At 66.8% G+C, this 21,246-nt stretch carries 17 protein-coding genes; 9 read left to right on the top strand and 8 right to left on the bottom strand.

Annotated features, from left to right (window positions below):
- The first annotated feature begins 5 nt into the window (after nucleotides 1–5).
- From ACFVWT_RS11460 to purU, 5 genes are read left to right on the top strand one after another with little or no spacing between them, the layout of a single operon-like run.
- On the top strand, nucleotides 6–428 hold the full coding sequence (locus ACFVWT_RS11460) for a sarcosine oxidase subunit delta family protein (RefSeq protein ID WP_390247937.1): 423 nt from the start codon (nucleotides 6–8) through the stop codon (nucleotides 426–428).
- Nucleotides 425–3,388, top strand: a complete 2,964-nt coding sequence (locus tag ACFVWT_RS11455) for a 2Fe-2S iron-sulfur cluster-binding protein (protein WP_390247936.1) — start codon at nucleotides 425–427, stop codon at nucleotides 3,386–3,388. Before ACFVWT_RS11460 ends, ACFVWT_RS11455 begins: the two co-directional genes overlap by 4 nt.
- Nucleotides 3,381–4,016, top strand: a complete 636-nt coding sequence (locus tag ACFVWT_RS11450; RefSeq protein ID WP_390247935.1) for a sarcosine oxidase subunit gamma — start codon at nucleotides 3,381–3,383, stop codon at nucleotides 4,014–4,016. Before ACFVWT_RS11455 ends, ACFVWT_RS11450 begins: the two co-directional genes overlap by 8 nt.
- On the top strand, nucleotides 4,016–5,389 hold the full coding sequence (locus ACFVWT_RS11445; RefSeq protein ID WP_390247934.1) for an L-serine ammonia-lyase: 1,374 nt from the start codon (nucleotides 4,016–4,018) through the stop codon (nucleotides 5,387–5,389). The genes ACFVWT_RS11450 and ACFVWT_RS11445 overlap by 1 nt, the downstream gene beginning before the upstream one ends.
- A gap of 3 nt (nucleotides 5,390–5,392) precedes the next feature.
- Nucleotides 5,393–6,304, top strand: coding sequence for a formyltetrahydrofolate deformylase (gene purU / locus ACFVWT_RS11440; protein WP_390247933.1), 912 nt, complete (start codon nucleotides 5,393–5,395; stop codon nucleotides 6,302–6,304).
- A gap of 178 nt (nucleotides 6,305–6,482) precedes the next feature.
- Here the strand turns inward: purU and ACFVWT_RS11435 are convergent, their stop codons facing one another.
- Nucleotides 6,483–8,108, bottom strand: a complete 1,626-nt coding sequence (locus ACFVWT_RS11435) for a PucR family transcriptional regulator (protein WP_390247932.1) — start codon at nucleotides 8,106–8,108, stop codon at nucleotides 6,483–6,485.
- A gap of 108 nt (nucleotides 8,109–8,216) precedes the next feature.
- Here ACFVWT_RS11435 and ACFVWT_RS11430 point away from each other — a divergent pair, with 108 nt between their 5' ends.
- Together ACFVWT_RS11430 and ACFVWT_RS11425 are read left to right on the top strand one after the other, a co-directional pair.
- Nucleotides 8,217–9,752, top strand: a complete 1,536-nt coding sequence (locus ACFVWT_RS11430) for a purine-cytosine permease family protein (RefSeq protein WP_390247931.1) — start codon at nucleotides 8,217–8,219, stop codon at nucleotides 9,750–9,752.
- Between the two features lie 14 nt (nucleotides 9,753–9,766).
- Nucleotides 9,767–10,726: a polysaccharide deacetylase gene (locus tag ACFVWT_RS11425; protein ID WP_390247930.1), complete on the top strand. Its 960-nt coding sequence runs from the start codon at nucleotides 9,767–9,769 to the stop codon at nucleotides 10,724–10,726.
- 115 nt (nucleotides 10,727–10,841) lie between these two features.
- On the opposite strand, the gene bcp is transcribed toward ACFVWT_RS11425, so the two are convergent.
- From bcp to ACFVWT_RS11390, 7 genes are all read right to left on the bottom strand, one after another.
- Nucleotides 10,842–11,321, bottom strand: a complete 480-nt coding sequence (gene bcp, locus ACFVWT_RS11420) for a thioredoxin-dependent thiol peroxidase (protein ID WP_043484486.1) — start codon at nucleotides 11,319–11,321, stop codon at nucleotides 10,842–10,844.
- An 87-nt stretch (nucleotides 11,322–11,408) separates the two neighbouring features.
- Complete coding sequence (locus ACFVWT_RS11415) at nucleotides 11,409–12,095, bottom strand: winged helix-turn-helix domain-containing protein (protein WP_390247929.1); 687 nt, start codon at nucleotides 12,093–12,095, stop codon at nucleotides 11,409–11,411.
- Between the two features lie 11 nt (nucleotides 12,096–12,106).
- Nucleotides 12,107–13,450 carry an allantoinase AllB gene (allB, locus tag ACFVWT_RS11410; protein ID WP_011693518.1) on the bottom strand — a complete coding sequence of 448 codons (1,344 nt, stop codon included), beginning with the start codon at nucleotides 13,448–13,450 and terminating at the stop codon, nucleotides 12,107–12,109.
- Nucleotides 13,443–14,672 carry a glycerate kinase gene (locus ACFVWT_RS11405; RefSeq protein ID WP_390247928.1) on the bottom strand — a complete coding sequence of 410 codons (1,230 nt, stop codon included), beginning with the start codon at nucleotides 14,670–14,672 and terminating at the stop codon, nucleotides 13,443–13,445. The genes allB and ACFVWT_RS11405 overlap by 8 nt, the downstream gene beginning before the upstream one ends.
- Before the next feature lie 2 nt (nucleotides 14,673–14,674).
- The gene (gcl, locus tag ACFVWT_RS11400) at nucleotides 14,675–16,453 is read right to left on the bottom strand and encodes a glyoxylate carboligase (RefSeq protein WP_390247927.1); all 1,779 of its coding nucleotides are present in this window, start codon (nucleotides 16,451–16,453) and stop codon (nucleotides 14,675–14,677) included.
- A 148-nt stretch (nucleotides 16,454–16,601) separates the two neighbouring features.
- The gene (locus ACFVWT_RS11395) at nucleotides 16,602–17,480 is read right to left on the bottom strand and encodes a 2-hydroxy-3-oxopropionate reductase (protein ID WP_390247926.1); all 879 of its coding nucleotides are present in this window, start codon (nucleotides 17,478–17,480) and stop codon (nucleotides 16,602–16,604) included.
- 56 nt (nucleotides 17,481–17,536) lie between these two features.
- Nucleotides 17,537–18,337, bottom strand: coding sequence for a hydroxypyruvate isomerase family protein (locus ACFVWT_RS11390; RefSeq protein WP_390247925.1), 801 nt, complete (start codon nucleotides 18,335–18,337; stop codon nucleotides 17,537–17,539).
- Nucleotides 18,338–18,680: 343 nt separating this feature from the next.
- On the opposite strand from ACFVWT_RS11390, the gene ACFVWT_RS11385 reads away from it, so the two are divergent.
- Together ACFVWT_RS11385 and ACFVWT_RS11380 are read left to right on the top strand one after the other, a co-directional pair.
- On the top strand, nucleotides 18,681–19,679 hold the full coding sequence (locus ACFVWT_RS11385; protein WP_390247924.1) for a LacI family DNA-binding transcriptional regulator: 999 nt from the start codon (nucleotides 18,681–18,683) through the stop codon (nucleotides 19,677–19,679).
- A gap of 271 nt (nucleotides 19,680–19,950) precedes the next feature.
- The gene (locus ACFVWT_RS11380) at nucleotides 19,951–21,246 is read left to right on the top strand and encodes an ABC transporter substrate-binding protein (protein WP_390247923.1); all 1,296 of its coding nucleotides are present in this window, start codon (nucleotides 19,951–19,953) and stop codon (nucleotides 21,244–21,246) included.

Here is a 21,246-nt window from a genome sequence, read left to right as displayed (position 1 = left end):
CGCACATGCTGCTTATCTCATGCCCCAACTGCGGCTCGCGCGACGAGACGGAGTTCCACTACGGCGGCCAGGCCCACGTGCCGTACCCGGAGAACCCGAACGACATGAACGACCGTGAATGGGCCGAGTTCCTGTTCTACCGCGACAACACCAAGGGCACGTTCGCTGAGCGCTGGCTGCACAGCACCGGCTGCCGCCAGTGGTTCAACATGCTCCGGGACACCGTCAGCTACGACATCCAGGCCGTCTACCCGATGGGCACGCCGCGGCCTGACGTGTCCGTCCCGGCGGCGCCCGAGTCCGGCACTGCCAGCACCGCCGCTGACAGCACCACTACCGGGGACACCGCGCCCAGCACCTCTGCAACCAGCATTTCAGCAACCAGCACTGCCCCCGGCACCATCGCCCCGGAAGGAGCAACCAAGTGACTTCCCAGAACGCCCGCCTCGCCGCCGGCGGACGCATCGATCGCAGCATCTCCTGGCGTTTCACCGTGGACGGCGAGGAATTCACCGGCCACCCCGGCGACACGCTGGCCTCGGCCCTGCTCGCCAACGGCCGGATCGCAGCCGGCAACTCGCTCTACGAGGACCGCCCCCGCGGCATCATGTCCGCCGGCGTGGAGGAATCCAACGCGCTGGTCCGGGTCGAGGCACGGTTCCCGGGCCACGTGGCCGAGTCCATGCTGCCCGCCACCACCGTCACCCTGGTGGACGGACTGAAGGCGGACCTGCTCAACGGCCTGGGCCGCCTCGACCCCGAGGAGGACCGCGCCGAGTACGACAAGAAGTTCGTGCACACCGACGTCCTGGTGATCGGCGGCGGCCCCGCCGGCCTCGCCGCGGCCCGCGAGGCGGTCCGCACTGGCGCCCGCGTGATGCTGCTGGACGACCAGCCCGAACTGGGCGGATCGCTCCTGTCCGGATCCACCGCACCGGGCCTGGCCGAGGTCATCGAAGGCAAGCCGGCCCTGGAATGGGTGGCTGACGTGGAAGCCGAGCTCGTCTCCGCAGCCGAATGCACCGTCCTGAACCGCACCACGGCCTTCGGCGCCTACGATGCCAACTACGTCGTCGCCGTCCAAAACCGCACGGACCACCTCTCCAGCCCTGCCGCCCCCGGCGTTTCCCGGCAGCGGATTTGGCACATCCGTGCCAAGCAGGTGGTGGTTGCTCCCGGCGCCCACGAGCGCCCGCTGGTTTTCGAGAACAACGACCGCCCCGGCATCATGCTCGCCTCGGCCGTCCGCAGCTACCTCAACCGGTACGCCGTTGCCGCCGGGCAGCGCGTCGTCATCAGCACCACCAACGACAGCGCTTACGCATTGGCTTCGGACCTGCGCGCCGCCGGGGTCAAGGTGGCGGCCGTCGTGGACGCCCGGCCCCGCCTCACGGAGGTGGCCGCGGCCGCCGTCGAGTCCGGCACCCGGGTGCTGATCGGCAGCGCGGTGGCCAACACCGCCGCTTCTGGCGACGGTGAGGGCGACGCCGGCAGCGGCCGGCTGGCCAGCGTCACCGTCCGCAGCATCAACGACGACGGCGAACTCACCTCCGGCATCGAAGAGATTGCCTGCGACCTGCTGGCCGTCTCCGGCGGCTGGAGCCCGCTGGTGCACCTGCACTCGCAGCGGCAGGGCAAGCTGCGCTGGGATGATGAGCTGGCGGCGTTCGTGCCGAGCACTGTGGTTCCGGACCAGCAGACCATCGGCTCCGGCCGCGGCAGCTTCGAACTCGAGGACTGCCTCGCCGAAGGCATCTCCGCCGGAGCCTCGGCAGCCATCGCAGCCGGCTTCGCCTCGGAAACCAAGCCCGCCGTCATCGGTGAGCCCAAGGCGTCCGCCCCCACCCGCCAGCTGTGGCTGGTTCCGGGCCAGGAAGGCACGCCGGATGACTGGCACCACCACTTCGTGGACTTCCAGCGCGACCAGTCCGTGGCTGACGTGCTGCGGTCCACCGGCGCCGGGATGCGGTCCGTGGAGCACATCAAGCGCTACACCTCCATCAGCACCGCCAACGACCAGGGCAAGACCTCCGGCGTGAACGCCATCGGCGTGATCGCCGCGGCACTCCGCACCGCCGGCGAAGCCTCCCGGGGCATCGGGGACATCGGCACCACCACCTACCGCGCCCCGTTCACCCCCGTGGCCTTCGCGGCACTGGCCGGACGCCAGCGCGGCGAGCTGTTCGACCCCGCCCGCGTCACCTCGATCCACCCGTGGCACGTTGCCAAGGGCGCACTGTTCGAGGACGTGGGGCAGTGGAAGCGCCCCTGGTACTACCCGCAGGCCGGAGAGGACATGGACACCGCCGTGCTGCGCGAGTGCGCCGCCGTCCGCGAATCCGTGGGCTTCATGGACGCCACCACGCTGGGCAAGATCGAAATCCGGGGCAAGGACGCCGGTGAGTTCCTCAACCGGATCTACACCAACGCCTTCAAGAAGCTCGCCCCGGGTTCCGCCCGCTACGGCGTGATGTGCATGGCGGACGGCATGATTTTCGACGACGGCGTGACCCTGCGCCTCGACGAGGACCGGTTCTTCATGACCACCACCACCGGCGGCGCCGCGAAGGTGCTGGACTGGCTGGAGGAATGGCTGCAGACCGAATGGCCTGAGCTGGACGTGCACTGCACCTCGGTCACCGAACAGTGGAGCACCATCGCCGTCGTCGGACCCAAATCCCGCGCGGTCATCGCCAAGGTGGCACCCGAACTGGCCGCCAACGGCGGGCTGGAAGCGGAAGCCTTCCCGTTCATGACCTTCCGCGAAACCACCCTTGCCTCAGGTGTGCAGGCCCGGATCTGCCGGATCTCGTTCTCCGGTGAGCTGGCCTACGAAATCAACGTGCCGTCCTGGTACGGGCTGAACACCTGGGAAGCCGTGGCCGCCGCCGGGGCAGAATTCAACATCACCCCGTACGGCACGGAAACCATGCACGTGCTCCGCGCCGAAAAGGGCTACCCGATCGTTGGCCAGGACACCGACGGCACCGTCACCCCGCAGGACGCGGGCATGGAATGGGTGGTCTCCAAGGCCAAGGAGTTCATCGGCAAGCGCTCCTACGCCCGGGCCGATGCCAAGCGCGAGGACCGCAAGCACCTGGTCAGCGTCCTCCCCGTGGACGGGACGCTGCGGCTGCCGGAAGGAACCCAGCTCGTGGAGAAGGGCATCACCGTCAATCCGGCCTACGGTCCCGTCCCCATGCAGGGCTTCGTGACCTCGAGCTACCACAGCGCAGCACTGGGCAGGTCGTTCGGGCTGGCCCTGATCAAGAATGGCCGCAACCGCATCGGCGAGACCCTCGTGGCCGCCGCCGGCGACCAGCTGGTTGACGTGGTTGTCGCAGAAACCGTACTTTTTGACCCCGAAGGGACCCGCAAAGATGGCTAACACAGCAGCACTGACAGGCATCAATGGACTCCGGGACATCCGCCGCAGCCCTGCCTCCCACCTGGCCGAAGCGCTGGAGTCCGGCTCCGTGGAGGGAACGGTTGTCCTCAGGGAAGGCCCGTTCCAGACCATGGCGGGGATCCGCGTTGACCCCCGCTCCGAGCAGGGCTCACGCATCGCTGCCGTTGCCGGCGGCCTGCCGGCACGGTGCGGCGAAGTGGCCGGCTCGGACGGCATCAGCGTCCTGTGGCTCGGCCCGTCCGAGTTCCTGGTGGTGGCACCGGAAGAAGCCCACGACTCCCTCGGCGGGGACCTGATCGGCTCCCTCACGGCAGCCCTGGGCGACGCTCCCGGCCAGGTGGTGGACCTCTCCGCCAACCGCACCACGTTCGAGCTCTCCGGCCCGCGTGCCCGGGCCGTCCTGGAGAAGGGCTGCGCCCTGGACCTCCACCCGCGCAGCATCACCCCGGGAACTGCCCTGAACACCGAGGTGGGCAACATCCCGGTGGTCCTGCTGAAGAACGGCGAGGACAGCTTCCGGCTGTTCCCGCGGGCTTCGTTCGCGGACTTCCTGGGCCGCTGGCTCCTGGACGCCATGAGGGAATACGCCTCTCCCGAGGTGCCCTGATGGCGCTGAGCGCCCTGGACCTCTTCTCCGTTGGCATCGGGCCGTCGTCGTCACACACGGTCGGCCCGATGCGAGCGGCGAAACTGTTCGCCGACGGGCTCAAAGGTGACGGCCACCTGAGCGCCACCGTCCGGGTCCAGGCCGAACTGTTCGGATCGCTCGGCGCCACCGGCAGGGGCCACGGCTCCGACAAGGCAGTGGTTCTGGGCCTGCAGGGCCTGGACCCGGAAACGGTGGACACCTCCACCGCCGACGACCAGGTGGCTGCCGCCGCGCTCGACGCCGAACTCCGGATCGGCGGGCACCACCGGGTGGACTTCAACTGGGACGAGGACGTGGTGCTGCACCGCCGCAAGTCCCTGCCCGCCCACCCCAACGGCATGACGTTCCGGGCGCTGGACCACACCGGCGCCGTGCTCAGCGAACGGAGCTTCTATTCCATTGGCGGCGGCTTCGTAGTTGACGGGGACGCCGACGCCGGAGACAAAGTGGTGGCGGACGACACCCCGCTGCCGTACCCCTTCACCACGGCCGACGAACTCCTGGAGATCTGCCGCCGCGAAGGGATGTCCATCTCCGACGTCATGCTCGCCAACGAACTAGTGTGGCGCAGCGAAGCGGAGCTCCGGACGGAGCTGCTGAAACTCTGGGCCGTCATGCGCGAATGCGTGGACAACGGCTGCGCCGCGGAAGGGATCCTTCCCGGCGGGCTGAACGTCAGGCGCCGGGCGCCGTCGTTGTTCAAAACCCTGACCGCGGACACCGGCGTCACCGATCCGCTCCGCGCCATGGAGTGGGTCAACCTTTTCGCATTGGCCGTCAACGAGGAAAACGCCGCCGGCGGGCGGATCGTCACCGCCCCCACCAACGGCGCGGCCGGTATTGTGCCGGCGGTGCTGCACTACTACGTCAAGTTTGTTCCCGGAGCCGACGACGACGGCGTGGTCCGCTTCCTGCTGGCGGCAGCCGCCGTCGGGATTCTTTTCAAGATCAACGCTTCCATCTCAGGCGCCGAGGTCGGCTGCCAGGGCGAAGTGGGCTCGGCCTGCTCCATGGCAGCAGCCGGGCTGTGCGAGGTGCTCGGCGGCACACCCGAACAGGTGGAAAACGCCGCCGAGGTGGGCATTGAACACAACCTCGGGCTGACCTGCGACCCCGTGGGCGGCCTGGTGCAGATCCCCTGCATCGAACGGAACGCCATTGCCAGCGTCAAAGCCATCAACGCCGCCCGCCTTGCCCTGCACGGCGACGGCAGCCACAAGGTGTCCCTCGACAAAGCCATCAAAACGATGCGCGAAACAGGAGCCGACATGAAAACCAAGTACAAGGAAACCTCCCGAGGAGGCCTCGCCGTGAATGTGATCGAGTGCTGAGCCATGACCGCCATTAAGACTGAGACTTCGTCCCTCCCGTCCCTCGCGGGCGGGCCCGCGACCACCGTGGAGCATGTCCTGACGCTCGACTGCAACGAGTCGCCGGGCATCGTCCACGCCGTCTCCGGCTTCCTGCTGGAACACGGCTGCGACATCATCGACAACCAGCAGTTCGGCGAACGCTCCGAAGGGCACTTCTTTATGCGGGTGCACTTTGCGTCCGACGGCGATGCCTCCACGGCGGACACCCTGCGGACCGCTTTTGCCCCGGTGGCTGACCGTTTCGGGATGAGCTGGCGGCTGGAGCCGCACGGTTCCAAGCGGCGCGTGCTGATCATGGTGTCCAAGTTCGGGCACTGCCTCAACGACCTGCTGTTCCGCGCCAGGATCGGCGAGCTGCCGGTGGACGTGGTGGCCGTGGTGTCCAACCACACCGACCACCAGGCGTTGGTGGAATGGCACGGCATCCCGTTCTTCCATGTGCCCGTCACCGCCGCCACCAAGCCGGAGGCCGAGGCGCGGCTGCTGGAACTGGTGGACGAGCACGACGTGGAACTTGTGGTGCTGGCCCGCTACATGCAGGTTCTCAGCGACGGCCTGACCCGCAAGCTGGACGGGCGCGCCATCAACATCCACCACTCGTTCCTGCCCAGCTTCAAGGGCGCCAAGCCCTACCACCAGGCCTACGCTCGCGGCGTGAAAACGGTGGGTGCCACGGCGCACTACGTCAACGGCGAGCTGGACGAGGGCCCCATCATCGCCCAGCAGGTGGTGGAGGTGGACCACACCTACGGCCCGGAGGACCTGGTGGCCGCCGGCCGCGACACCGAGTGCAAGGCATTGTCCAACGCGGTGCGCTGGCACTGCGAGGGCCGGGTGATCCTGCGCGGCAACAGGACAGTGGTGCTCCGCTAAGCCCGCCCCCTCCGCAACCCGCGACGCTCTCTCACTTCCGGTCGGTTTCACCGCGACGCTCTCTCACTTCCGGTCGGTTTCACCGCGACGCTCTCTCACTTTCTCCAGGAAAGTGAGAGAGCATCGCGGTTTTTCTTGCGTTAAGTGAGAGAGCGTCTTACCCGGCCGCTGCTGGTGGCTACAGCGCGGCCAGCCGGGTGGCGAGGTGCAGCGCAGCGAGGCGTCCGGTTCCGCGCGGATCGCCGCCGCACAACTCAAAGATCCGCTGCAGGCGGTGATGCATTGACTGCCGCTCCACGTGCAGTTCGCGGGCAGCCTGCGCGGTGTTACAACCCGAGTCCAGCCAGGTTGCCAGGGTCGCGAGCAACTGGGAGTTCCGCCGCGCATCGTGATCCAGCAGGGGCCCCACCTGCTGGCGGACGAAATCCTGCCGCGTGCCCTGGTCCAGGTGCTGCACCGCCAGACGCTCAACGGCCAGGTCCTCGACGTCGATCACCACACATTCCGTGTCCGACGCCGGCCGGGCCGCGGCCCGAAGCGAGCCGTTCACGGCGAGATCCAGTGCGCTTTTCGCCTCCGAAAGCGACCACGGTGCCTGTTCGATCCCGGCCGCCAGCGGACCCACCGCCGTCATGGTTCCCGCTTCGACCGGGAGCTCCCTGAGTGCCGCCACCAGCCCGGCCCGCGCGGCCGCCGCACCGTCGAAAGGGAGGGCGGCAAGCGCGAGGAGCTCGGCATTGTCCACATAGCTGGCACTCTGCTGCGCCGACCGCTTGAGGATGTTGTCCATGGCTGCCCTCAGCTGCTGTGAGGTGGAGGACCGGACGACGACGGCGACCACCGTCGCAGAGGGAAGGATCCCGGCGGCGGGGGAGAGCTGCTGAAGCCGCCAGGGCTGGCTGCCGGAACTGACAGCCCGCAGCAGCGCCGTTCCGGCCACTTCCTTCAGCCCGGGCGGCATCCGTTGCAGCAGCGCGAGCGACAGGATATCCACACAGCGGCCGCCGGCCACACGCGCGAGGTTGACGTCGCCGCCGGCCAGCACGTTGATGAGCAGCCTCGCGGAGGGCACGCCGCGGACCGGCACATCAATGCTGATCAACGTGCCGCCGGTGCCCGGCCCTGCCGTGCCGCCCGGCTCTGCCGTGCCGCCGGGCCCTGGCGGGGAGCCGATGCCGGATTCAGGGGCTTCTGCCGGCTGGGAATCAGCGCCGCCCGGCGGACGCGTCCCGGCGCCATCCGGCCCGGCGTTGCCCAACGTCACACCGGACACGGATGAGAGCTCCAGCGTCGCATCAATGATTCCGGCCAGCACGGCAAGGATCTGATCCAGGCTGCTCCCGTGGGCCAGCTCAACGGCCATGGCGTGGCTGGCCTCATCCGCTCGGCGCAGATGGGCTACGGATTCACTGACCAGCATCGAGTTGATCGCCTGCATGATGCCCACAAACGGCACCACCTTGCGGAACTCAATAAGGGGAAGCCCGGCGGTTTCCGCCGCCTGGATCATCGACGACGGCAGCGAGGCGAGCCGCTGGCCCGTTTCCACGGCCAGCGCACCGACCCCGCGCTCTGAGAGCTGACGCACATACTCAACCCGTCGGGCATCCGAGGCAGTAACCAGCGCATCGCCACCCGTAAGAAGCAGCTCGCCGCCGCTAAGTAACGGCGCGATGTCCAGGACTTCACTGGAATGCACCCACCGCAGCTGCGTACCCGCCACTGCGCCAGCACCGGCGCGGATCACGGGATCGGCGGCGGTGAAGGTGGGATGGTTCAGGATCTCACTGAGCTTTATTGGCATTACGCTCCGTCATGCAAATGGGTCTTTTGATATACATATCGTATCTTGTTGTGTGTGGTCTGCGGCACATACTCTGGCTGTATCCCCTTTCTCCCACGGAGGCCCCACATGCAAAACAACTCCACTGCCCCGGCCGGCCACGTGCCCGCAGCCGGCGAAGACCACGAAGCGTGGCTCCAGCCCATCCCCGAATCGCAGCGCACCCGCAAGGTTTCCGGTCAGTTCTGGATTTGGGCCGGCGCCAACCTCGCCCCGATCAACTGGGTGCTCGGCGCGCTGGGCATCCAGCTAGGCCTGGGCTTTGCCGACACCGTCACCGTTCTGGTTTTGGGGAACCTGATCGGGATGCTCCTGTTCGGCTGCTTCGTACTGCTCGGACAGAAGACCGGCGCCACCGGCATGGTGCTGGCCCGCGCGGCATTCGGCCGGCGCGGAAACTACCTGCCGGCCTCCATCCAGGCGCTCCTGGTGATCGGATGGTGCGCGGTCAACACCTGGATCATCCTCGACCTGGTGATGGCCCTGTTCGGAACCCTCGGGTGGGTGGACCCAGAAGCCCGTAACTACGCCTGGAAGATAGGCATCGCCACGTTCATCATGGCAGTCCAGGTGGCCATCGCCTGGTTCGGCTACAAAGCGATCGCCGCTTTCGAAAAGTGGACTGTGCCGCCCACCATCATCATCCTCGCCGTGATGTCGGCAGTGGCGTGGTTCGGCATGAAGATCGACTGGACCTACGCCGGTCCGGCCGGCCACATCCTGGAAGGTTCGGAACGGATCGCCGCGATGAGCGCCGTCATGACGGCGATCGGTATCGGCTGGGGGATCACCTGGTTCACCTACGCCGCAGACTACTCCCGCTTCGTCAGCACCCAGGTGCCCAAACGCAAGGTCTACCTCGCATCGGTGCTCGGCCAGTTCATCCCCGTCGTCTGGCTGGGCGTCCTCGGCGCCAGCCTTGCTACCAACACCGGTGAAATCGACCCCGGCAAACTCATTGTCCAGAACTTCGGGGCACTGGCCCTTCCCGTGCTGCTCATGGTGCTCCACGGACCCATCGCCACCAACATCCTGAACATCTACACCTTCTCGGTCGCAACACAGGCACTGGACATCTCTATCAGCAGGCGCAAGCTCAACCTGTTCGTCGGCGTGTTCTCGCTCATCGCCGTCGTGTTCTTCATCTTCCAGGAGGACTTCGCGTCAGTCCTGGATGCCTGGCTGATCGGTCTTGTCGCCTGGGTGGCGGCCTGGGGCGGCGTCATGCTGGTGCACTACTTCTGGATTGAGAAGCGCTGGCCCGCAGATACCGCGCGGTTGTTCGATGGCGTGGCTACCAAGCGCCTCCCCGGAGTCAACTGGGCCGGCGTCGTCTCCCTCCTGGTGGGTATTTTCGCCACCTGGCTGTTCATGTACGGACTCATCCCGATCATGCAGGGCCCCATCGCAGTGGCCCTGGGCGGCTGGGATCTGTCCTGGCTCGCCGGCGGAGTCAGCAGCGCAGCGTGCTACGCGGTTCTTGGCCCTCGGGTCCACCGCAAGTTTCTGGCCGGAGCCGTTGTCCAATCGGTCCAGGTAACCGTCCCGGAGACGGCCGTCCCGGATGCTGCAGCCCGCCCGTCCACCACCGCAGTTTCGCTGTAGAAAGGATTCGGACCATGGAATTCCCCGCCTTCCCGGACTCCGCCCACCCCACCACCTGGCCCGAAGGCTACCGGGCGGCCGCGTCCTTCACCTTCGATGTCGACGCGGAGTCATGCACCATCGCCCACGACCCCGGCAGCACCCGCCGGATGTCGCTCATGACGCACCAGTCCTACGGGCCCAAGGTTGCGGTGCCCCGGCTGCTGCAGATCCTGCAGCGCCAGGACATCCAGGCCACGTTCTTCATCCCCGGATTCACGGCCGAAAGCTACCCCGACGTGGTCCGCCGGATTGTGGACGCCGGCCACGAGATCGCCCACCACGGCTACCTGCACGAACCCATGCAAGGCATCGACGCGGCCACCGAGGGGCGGTACATCGACCGCGGCCTGGAAGCACTGGCCAAAGTGGCGGGTGTGCGCCCGGTCGGTTACCGGGCCCCGTGGTGGGAACTGAACTGGCACTCACCGGCGCTCCTGGCAGACCGCGGCTTCCTGTACGACTCAAGCCTGCTCGACGGCGATGCACCGTACCGCTTCAGCGTCGCCGACGGCGATTCCAGGGATCTGGTGGAAATCCCGGTGGACTGGGCGCTGGACGACTGGGAGCAGTACGCGTTCTATCCTGGCGTTACCGGCAGCGGCGTGATTGAAAGCCCCGCCAAGGTCCTGGAAATGTGGACGTTGGAAGCGGAGGCGCACCATGCGGCCGGGAGCTGCTTCGTGCTGACCAACCACCCGTTCATCTCCGGCCGGCCCTCCAAGGCCGTGGCCCTGGAACAGCTGATCAGCCGGGTTAAGGACATGGACGGAATGTGGGTCACTACGATGGCGAAGATCGCCCAGCACACCCGGGACACGGTCACCGAAGTCCACAGCCACGCACGGATTGAGGTCCCTGGATTCCCCGACGCCGGCGCCCGCTTCACCCCGGCGCAGGTGCGTCAGCCAGCGCTGGCCGCTGAACCGGCCTGAGGCCACCCGCCGAACGTTCTCTCACTATTGACAGAAAAAGCCGGAACGCTCACTCGGTGAGTGAGCGTTCCGGCTTTTGTTGCGATAAGTGAGAGGCGCCCGGGGGAGGAGGCGGTTAGACGCCCAGGGTTTCCTTCAGCGCCGCCACGTGCCCCTGGGCCTTGACCTGGTACTGGGCCAGCTTCACTTTGCCTTCGGGGTCGAGCACCACGGTGGAACGGACGATGCCTTCAGTGACTTCGCCGTCGCGCAGCTTTTCGCCCCAGGCGCCGTAGGCCAGTGCCACGGCGTGGTCCTCGTCGGCCAGCAGCGGGAAGGTCAGGGCGAAGTCGCCGGTAAAGTGGGCGAGCTTTTCGGGGGCGTCGGGGGAGACTCCCAGGACCTCGTAGCCGGAACCCTGCAGGGATTCGAGGCTGTCGCGGAAGTCGCAGGCCTCGGTAGTGCAGCCGGGGGTGGCCGCCTCCGGGTAGAAGTACACAATGACGTTCTTGCCGCGGTAATCGGCCAGCGAGGTCGGCTTGCCTTCGGCGTCCGGCAGGGTGAAGTCCGGGGCCTGGGTTCCGGGCTGGAGCTTGGTGGTCAGGGTGGGGCTCATGGTGATCCTTCGGGAGTCTGTTTACTGACAAAAAGAGCTGCGTACTCAGCGGGTGCGGCAGACGGCTGTACTGGCACAACCACCGGGTCAGATGCAGTATTCCGCCGGTCCGCGCACTTTGGTGTGGGGGCCAGGGACAAACTGGTATCCGCCGCCGCGAACAGTGGCGATTGCGTGCCGTCCGCGGCGCAGCTTCCGCCGCACCCGGCCTACGTACACATCGATGGAGCGGGAGGCGGCCGCGGGCGAATCGAACGACTCCAGGAACAACCGCAGTTCCTCCCGGCTGACGGTCCGCGAGCAGTTTTCCGCTAGGTAGCGGAGCAGCTTGAACTCGACGCCGGTGAGCGCCACCAGCGTGCCGTCCAGCCGGACTTCACCCGCAGCGAGGTCCACGGACACCAGGCACGCGGGACCGGCCGACGGCGGGAGGGGAGTTGCGCCGTCGTCGTCCGCCGGGGAGTCCTCCGGAACGGACGACGACGGCACCCGGGTTCCGCTGCCGGCTGGCCCGTGCGGTCCCCCCGGCGGGCCGGCCTGGGCAGCGGAAGTTGCAGCTCCGGCGGCGGGCCAGACGTGGACTTCCGCCTCCGGAGCAATCTTGAGGGCACGCGCCAGCAACAGTTCCGCGGCGCGCGCCATGACGGCGTCGTCAATGTCCTGGTCGCCGTCCGGGGTTACCCAGACGGCCAGGCCATGGGCTTTGAGCTGCGGACCAGCCTGCGCCTGGCCGGCAGCACATATGCCACGCGGAGAATGTACCTGGACTGCCATGGCGTTATGCCTCAGACGCCGCCGCGGCGGATCAGCTTGCCGCCGGGGGTCTGGCCGTCGATTTCATGTCCGCGCAGAAATGTCTTCCGGACCACGCCGGAGAGCGCCTTGCCGTCGTACGGCGTGATGGGATTCTTGTGCTTGAGCTTGGAAACGTCCACCACAAAGGCCTCATCCGGTGCGAAGACCGAGAAGTCCGCGTCGAACCCGAGCGCCAGCTGGCCCTTGTTGGACAGCCGTGCCAGGGCGGCCGGCTTCTCGGCCATCCAGGAAACAACCTGCTCCAGCGGGATGTTGCGGTGCCGGGCTTCGGTCCAGATCAGCGACAGGCCGAGCTGCAGCGAGGAGACGCCACCCCAGGCCACGGCGAAGTCGCCGTTCTCCAGGTCCTTCAGGTCAAGCGTCGACGGCGAGTGGTCTGAGACGATGCAGTCGATGGTGCCGTCCTGCAGGCCCTTCCAGAGGAGCTCGCGGTTGGAGGCCTCGCGGATGGGCGGGCAGCACTTGTAGGCGGTGGCGCCGTCGGGGATCTCCTCGGCCATCAGCGTGAGGTAGTGGGGGCAGGTCTCCACGGTGAGGTGCACGCCGTCGCGCTTGGCGCTGGCGATCATCGGCAGTGCGTCGGAGGAGGACAGGTGGAGGATGTGGGCGCGGGCGCCGGTCCAGCGGGCCCGCTCGATCACCTCGGCGATGGCCTTGTTCTCGGCGCCGCGCGGGCGGGAGGCCAGGAAGGTGGAGTAATGGTCGCCGCCCGGATGCGGTGCGCGGTCAATGGCGTGCGAGTCCTCGGCGTGGACGATCATGAGCGAGTCGAAGGACTTGAGCTCGGCCATGTCCTCTTCCATCTCGTCCGCCTCCAGATGCGGGAACTCGTCCACGCCGGAGTGCAGCAGGAAGCACTTGAAGCCGAACACGCCCTCGTCGTGCAGCGGGCGCAGGTCCGCTTTGTTGCCGGGCACTGCGCCACCCCAGAACCCGACGTCCACGAAGGCCTGGTCCTCGGCGACTTCGCGCTTGAGCTTGAGGCCTTCCACGGTGGTGGTGGGCGGGATGGAGTTCAGCGGCATGTCGATGATGGTGGTGACGCCGCCGGCGGCGGCGGCACGGGTGGCGGAGGCGAAGCCCTCCCACTCGGTACGGCCGGGCTCGTTGACGTGGACGTGGGTGTCCACGAGGCCGGGGATCAGGGTTTCGTCGTCGGCGAGTTCGATCACTTCGGCGCCGGCCAGGCCGTTGCCGAGGGGTTCGATGGCCACGATCTTGCCGCCGCGCACGCCCACTTCACGGGGCGCGATGCCGGCGGTGGTGAGGATGCGCTGCCCCCGGATAACGAGGTCAAAGCTTTCTTCAGACATTGAGGGGCTCCTTAGTGCGGGCGCTGGTCGCTGGCGCGGCGGAATCAACCGTGGTGGCGGACCGGGTCAGGTCCGCCAGTTCCGCGCCGATGTGCTTTCCCAATTGTTCAAGCAGTGGTGCTGCTTCGGCTATACATATTTCTACCTTGGCCTCCAGCGAGGTCAGGGGGTAGACCTGCCGGAATCCGGAATCCTTCTGCTGTGCCGGCGTCAGCGTGGTCCGGCCGCAGACTGCCACCACCGGAATACCGGCCCGGGCAGCCGCTCGCGCCACCCCCATGGGCGTCTTGCCGAGCAGGCTCTGTTCGTCCAGGCTGCCTTCGCCGGTGATCACCAGGTCGGCCCCGGCCAGCCGGTCGGCGAGACCGGTGAATTCAAGTACGACGTCGATCCCGGGCCTGCGCGTCGCGGCCAGGACCGCGATGGCTGCGTAGCCCACGCCGCCCGCCGCTCCGGCGCCCGGTGCGTTCGCGGCCTTCAGCGCGCGGGGCCCGATTTCGGCTGCGAGGACGTCCACAAAGTGCGCCAGGGCGGCGTCGAGTGCTGCCACGTCCTGCGGGGTGGCGCCCTTCTGGGGGCCGAAGATCGCCGGGGCACCTTCGGCTCCCAGGAGCGGGTTGTCCACATCGCTGGCCAGGACAAAGCGCGCCTCGTCCAGCCGGGAGTCGAATCCGGAAAAATCGATCCGGTCCAGCCTGACGAGGGCTGCGCCGCCGGGCGGCAGTTCGTTGCCGTCGGCGTCGAGGAGCTGCGCGCCGAGTGCCTGCAGGACGCCGGCGCCGCCGTCGGTGTTGGCGCTCCCGCCGACGCCCAGGATGATCTGCCGGCATCCGGCGTCGAGCGCTGCCCTGATCAGTTCCCCGGTGCCCAGGCTGGTGGCGTTCTTTGCGCTGGCGGAATCCGGCCGGCCGGATGATCCGTGTTCGGCGGGGAGGACCGCGAGGCCGGACGCGGCGGCCATTTCGATGACCGCCTCGCGGCCGCGGACCGCGAAGTCCGCCCGGAGCGGCTGCCCGGTGGGGCCGCTGACCACGGCGCTCCGGCGGGTGAACCCGGAGCCGACGGCGGCATCGAGGGTGCCCTCGCCGCCGTCGGCCACCGGAATCCGGAGGACGTCAAGGTTGTGGCCGGTTGCCGACTGCAGCCCGGCGTCCAGGTGCCGGGCCACCTCCGGTGCGGACAGTGAGCCCTTGAACTTGTCCGGTGCGATCACGATCCGCATGATTAGGCCTGCATCGCGAGGATGGCGGTGGGGGCGTCGGCGCTGGTCTCTGCCAGTTCCTCGAACTCGTTCACCGCGTTGATTTCCACGCCCATGGAGATGTTGGTGATCTTTTCCAGGATCACTTCAACCACCACGGGAACCTTGAACTCGCCGGCCAGTGCCTTGGCCTTGTCGAACGCGGCGCCCAGGTCGTTGGGGTCTTCCACCCGGACGGCCTTGCAGCCCAGGCCCTCGGCGACCTTGACGTGGTCCACGCCGTAGCCGTTGGTTTCGGGGCTGTTGATGTTCTCGAAGGCCAGGGACACGTTCTGTTCCATGTTGAAGCCGCGCTGGGACTGGCGGATCAGGCCCAGGTAGGAGTTGTTCACCACCACGTGGATGTACGGCAGGTTGAACTGTGCGCCCACGGCCAGTTCCTCGATCATGAACTGGAAGTCGTAGTCACCGGACAGTGCAACAACGGTCTCGTCCGGCTTGCCGCGGACCACGCCCAGGGCGGCCGGAGCGGTCCAGCCCAGGGGACCGGCCTGGCCGGCGTTGATCCACTTGCGCGGGCCGAACACGTGCAGCATCTGGGCGCCGGCGATCTGGGACAGGCCGATGGTGGACACGTAGGTGGTGTCCTTGCCGAAGGACTTGTTCATCTCCTCGTACACGCGCTGCGGCTTGATGGGGATGTTCTCGAAGTGCGTCTTGCGGTGCAGGGTGGCCTTGCGTTCCTGGCATTCGGCGGCCCAGCCGGAGTAGTCCGGCAGGGATCCGGCCGCCTGGCGTTCGCGGGCCAGCTCCACCAGCCCGGTCAGCGCGGCGCCGGCGTCGGACGCGATGCCGAAGTCCGGGGAGAACACGCGGCCGATCTGCGTGGGCTCGATGTCGATGTGCACGAACGTGCGGCCGGCCGTGTAGGTGTCCAGTCCGCCGGTGTGGCGGTTGGCCCAGCGGTTGCCGATGCCGATCACGAAGTCGCTGCGCAGGTAGTTCTCGTTGCCGTAGCGGTGCGAGGTCTGCAGGCCCACCATGCCGGCCATCAGCGGGTGGTCGTCGGAGATGGCGCCCCAGCCCATCAGGGTGGGGATGACCGGAACGCCCAGGATCTCGGCCAGTTCCACGAGCTGTGCGGAGGCGCCGGCGTTGATGATGCCGCCGCCGGCCACGATCAGCGGACGCTCGCCTGCGGTCAGCATGTCCAGGGCCTTTTCCAGCTGCTTGCGGCTGGCCCGGGGCTTCTCAACCGGCAGCGGCTCGTAGGTGTCGATGTCGAATTCGATCTCGGCCATCTGCACGTCGATCGGCAGGTCCAGCAAAACCGGGCCGGGGCGGCCGGAGCGCATCAGCTGGAAGGCCTTCTGGAAAGCGCCCGGAACCTGGCCGGGTTCCAGGATGGTCATGGCCATCTTGGTGACGGGCTTTGCGATGGACTCGATGTCCACGGCCTGGAAGTCTTCCTTGTGCAGCTTGGCAACGGGTGCCTGGCCGGTGATGCAGAGCATGGGGATGGAATCGGCCCAGGCGGCGTACAAGCCGGTGATCATGTCGGTGCCGGCAGGGCCGGAGGTGCCGATGCAGATGCCGATGTTGCCATCCGCGGCGCGGGAGTAGCCGTCCGCCATGTGGCTGGCGCCTTCAACGTGGCGGGCCAGCGTGTGGCGGATGCCGCCGTGGGCCCGCATGGCCGAGTAGAAGGGGTTGATCGCCGCGCCTGGCAGGCCGAACGCCTCGGTGGCGCCCTCCTTTTCCAGGATCGCGACGGCAGCGTCAACGGTGCGCATCTTGGTCATTGTGTACTCCTAGGGGAAGTCTGTGGGTGCCCTCTGCGGGCTGATTTTGGGTGTGCTGAAGTGAGTTTTTGTCCAGATACCGGGAGATAAAGGGCTAGTTGGGCCGATTATCTGGACAAAAACTCGGGAGGGAGGGCGGAGGGTGGGGTTACTTCCGGCCGCTGAGCTGGAGGACCTGCTTGAAGAGGCCTGAGTGGTCCAGGCCTCCGTCCCCCTGGTTGACGGTGGCGGCGACCAGCTGTGCGACGACTGCCCCGAGCGGGATGGCGACGTTGGCTTCGCGGGCTGCGGAGGTGACGATGCCGAGGTCCTTGTGGTGCAGGGCCAGGCGGAAGCCGGGGTCGAAGTTGCGGTCCAGCATCTTCTGGCCCTTCTGGTCGAGGACCTTGGAGCCTGCCAGGCCGCCGCCGAGGACCTTGAGCGCTGCGTCGGTGTCCACGCCGTAGGCCTCAAGGAAGGCGATGGCCTCGCCGAGGACCTCGATGTTGACGGCAACGATCAGCTGGTTGGCTGCCTTGACCGTCTGGCCGGAGCCGGCGGGGCCGACGTGGACGATGGTCTTGCCGACGGCGTTGAGGACGTCCTGGGCTGCTTCGAAGTCGGCCGCTGCGCCGCCCACCATGATGGAGAGTGCGGCGTCGATGGCGCCCTGTTCGCCGCCGGAGACCGGCGCGTCCAGCGGGCGGATGCCTGCTGCTGCTGCCTCTTCGGAGAGGCGCTTGGCGACGTCCGGGCGGATGCTGCTGGCGTCAATCCACAAGGTGCCCTTCTTCGCATTGGCGAAGACTCCGTCGGGTCCGCTGACTACGCCCTCAACATCGGGGGAGTCCGGGACCATGGTGATGACGACGTCGGCGTCCTTGACGGCGTCCGCGATGCTCGTGGCGCCCTGGCCGCCTTCGGAGACAAGCTTGTCGATCTTGTCCTGGCTGCGGTTGAAGCCGGTGACGGTGTGGCCGACCTTGACGAGGTTGATGGCCATGGGCAGGCCCATGATTCCGAGTCCGATGACTGCAACGTTGCTCATGATGGTTCTCTTTCTGAAGTCTGTGGTGGTGCCGGTGGTTGAGCTCGTCGAAACTGCTACTGGCTGACGCGCTGGCGGATGGCCCAGCTGAAGGCCGTTTCCTGCGGTTCCTTGTATTCGAGGCCGATGTAGCCCTCGTAGCCGAGTTCGCGGCTGCGGGCGATCCATTCGCCGAGGGGAAGCTCACCGGTTCCGGGAGCCCCGCGGCCGGGGTTGTCGGCGATCTGGATGTGGCCGAAGTCCTTTGCGTGCTTTTCGATGACGGCGGCGACGTCGTCTCCGTTGACTGCGAGGTGGTAGAAGTCGGCGAGGAGCTTGATGTTCTCAGCGCCGGACTCCTCCTTGACCCGGGCAATGACGTTGAGGGCGTCCTGGGCCTTGAGGAGAGGGTACCAGGGGGCACCGCTGACGGGTTCTAGGAGGACGGTGCCGCCGATACGGGCGACGCCTTCTGCTGCTGCGGCGAGGTTCTTGACCGCGAGTTCGTCCTGCTCTTCAGGGGTGAACTCGTCCTGGCGGTTGCCGTAGAGGGCGTTGAAGGCCTTGCAGCCGAGGCGCTCGCCGATGCCGGTGACGACTTCGATGTTGTCCTTGAACTCAGAGCAACGACCCTTCCAGGAAACCAGGCCGCGGTCGCCGCCGGGCATGTTGCCGGCGTTGAAGTTCAGGCCGGTGAGCTGGACGCCGGCGTCCTTGATGGCGTCCTCGAACTTGGCGATGTCGCTGTCCGCGGGAACGGACGTTTCGAAGGGCCACCAGAACTCGACGGCGTCAAAACCGGCTGCCTTTGCGGCGGCGGGGCGCTCGAGCAAGGGCAGCTCCGTCAGGAGGATGGAGCAGTTCACTGTGTACGTCATCGTAGGTCCTTCCGAGGAGGGGCTTTGATCTATTTTCCTCTCGGCTTGCTCCTGCCGGTCCGGCCTGAACATTTTCCGCTTTGTGGAATTTAGATTCTGCTTTATGAAAAGTTTAGAGAAGGGTGGGGTGCGAGTCAAGGGGGACGGGGCGGGTGCGGGCATAAGGCGCATCGAAGGGGAGGGTTCGGGGCGGCATCGGCTGCGCCGACACCTGGGCTGTGCCCGGATCCGATTGATTCTGGCATCGCCGTTCTCCCCGGCGGCTATGCTGAGGAACGCCGGTAAGGCACGGCAGTGGTGTGGCGGCAAGGACCATTGTCACTGGTCGCGGAAGGACAATCGAATGGCGCGAGCGACAGTCCAGGACGTCGCCCGAACAGCGGGAGTGTCTGTAGGGACGGTGTCCCGTGTTCTCAACGGAAGTCCGGCTGTCAGTGAGTCGAGCAAGGAAAAGGTCAATGCCGCAATTCGACAGCTCAGCTATCGGCCGCTTGCCTCGGCCCGGGACCTTCGCCGGGACCGGACAATGCGTGTTTTGGCCCTCGCCAAGAACCTGGACTCCTTGGTGATCAGTGAAGTCTTCCGGGGTGTGGGCGACGCTGCCGCGGAGTCCGGCTATGTCAGCCTCATCGCAGCGACGTCCGGGGACCTGGAGCGCGAACAGCAACTGGTGGACATGCTGCGGAATGGCTCCGTGGATGGACTGGTTCTGTTTTCGCCGACGATGTCGGATCAGGAAGTTGATGCCGTTGCAGAGCAGATGAGCGTCGTCCAGGTCTGTGAGATCGTCGACGCCGAAGCGGCCTTCGGCGTGTCCATCGACGACCGTCAGGCCGCTTACGACATCACCCGGCACCTGATCGACACCGGCGGCAAGAGGCTGGCGATGCTCGCCCACAGGGGTGCCCGCTCGGGCCGGCTGCGCGAAGAGGGCTTTCGCCAGGCCCTGGCCGAATCGGGCTTGGCGTCGGACCGAATCCTGTTCGGCGAAGGCAATTTCGGCTTCCACTCAGGGCGTAGCCTTGCCCGGAAGCTCCTGGAGGCGGGGGGCCTGCCGGATGCAGTGTTTTGCGGCACCGACATCGTCGCGGCCGGGTGCGTCCGTGAACTCACCGACGCCGGGTTGCGGGTTCCTGACGACATTGCCGTGGCAGGTTTTGATGACTCGGCCCAGGCGGAAATGTGCGTCCCGGAACTGACCACGGTCCGGCAGCCGGCCTATGAGATGGGCCGTGTGGCATTCGCCGAGCTCCTCGAGCGGATGACCGTGCCGGGCGCCCACCGCCGCGGCCGGACTTTCCTCCCGCACGAGCTCGTGGTGCGGGACTCCACCAAGGGCTAAGCAAAGAGGGTTGACAGCCTCGCGTGGTCCCTGTCACACTATTTTGGAATCGATTCCACGGGCCGCGAGGCCCTACATTTTGCGCAGTTTTGGAATCGATTCCAAAATTCAACGAACCATCGGCAAAGAAGCCATGTTCAGGGTTCGCGGCAGCCGCCGCCCCACTGAACTTCCCACCGCCCACAGACCCCCAAAGGAGCCACTTGTGGACTTGATTCGACCTGCTTCTCCGCTCCAGGAGGACACCGCACCATCACAGACATCCGCGCACATGACCGAACTGCGCGCAGGTTCCTTGCGTACCCGCCTGGTCACTGTCGCTGCAGCGGCTATCGCCGCGGGCCTCCTGATCAGCGGTTGCGGCGGGGGAGCCGCACCCCAAGGCGCGGAAAAAGCGGCAGCTGCCGATCCGGCGTCGGGAGCCAACGCCAGCGGCAGCGTCAGCATCTGTGGCGGCAAGGACGCTTCCGGCATCTACAAGGGCACGGCCGAGGCCTTCGGCAAGGCGAACGGCAAAGTAACCGCCAAGTACACCGAGATCGGAGCTACCACCGACGAGGCCCGGACGCAGGCTGTGCAGCGTCTCGAAGGCAAGTCCACCGAATGCGATATCTTCGTCACGGACGTCATCTGGACCTCCGAGTTCGCCTCCCAAGGCTGGCTGCTGGACCAGACCAAGCTCGTAGAGTCCAACAAGGACCGGCTCATTCCGTCCACGGTGGAAACCACCAAGTACCAGGACAAGTACTGGGCCTCGCCGTTCTTCACGAACGCCGGATTGGTCTACTACCAGAAGGACAAGGTGGCCAAGCCTGAGACTTGGCAGCAGCTCTATGCAGAAGCAGCCAAGGCTCCCGGCAACGGATTCGTCTACCAGGGCAAGCAGTACGAGGGCCTGACGGTGAACTTCCTCGAAATGCTCTACAGTGCTGGCGGCGAAGTACTCGACGACAAGGGCGACGTGGCGATTGATTCGCCGGAGACCCGCGAGGTCCTCGACTTCATGAGCAACGGGCTCAAGAACGGCTCAGCTGACCGCGCCGTCCTGACGTACAACGAAGACCCCGCCCGTCTCGCTTATGAGTCCGGCGACTTCGGCTACCAGCGCAACTGGCCGCATGTATACCGCCTGCTCAACGCCACATCGCTGGCCGGCAGCTTTGGCGTGGCGCCGCTGCCCGCATGGGAAGGCGGCAAGGCATCCGGCGTGCTGGGCGGCTGGAACCTGGCCATCTCCGCCCACTCCACGAACCAGTCCGGGGCCGTGGCGTTCATTGACTTTGCCACCACGCCGGATTGGCAGAAGCACGTGGCCATGGACTACTCCCAGGCCCCGGTCAATGAAGCCGCCTATTCCGATGCGGCAGTCCTCCAAAAGATGCCCTTCGCCACCGAACTGCTCGCATCCGTCAAAGGTGCCAAGCCCCGCCCGATCTCCCCGGTTTACCCGCAGATCTCCCAGGCGATCTATAAGAACGTCTACGCCGTCCTTTCCGGTACTGCCTCCGCCGAGGACGCCGTGAAGAAGATGGCCGAGGAGATCGCCACCGCCAAGGCGAGCTTCTAA

The sequence above is a fragment of the Arthrobacter sp. NPDC058288 genome, assembly GCF_042880995.1.
Lineage (GTDB): Bacteria > Actinomycetota > Actinomycetes > Actinomycetales > Micrococcaceae > Arthrobacter.
Note: the sequence above shows the minus strand (reverse complement) of the source record. Positions and strands in the feature narration are given on the sequence as shown.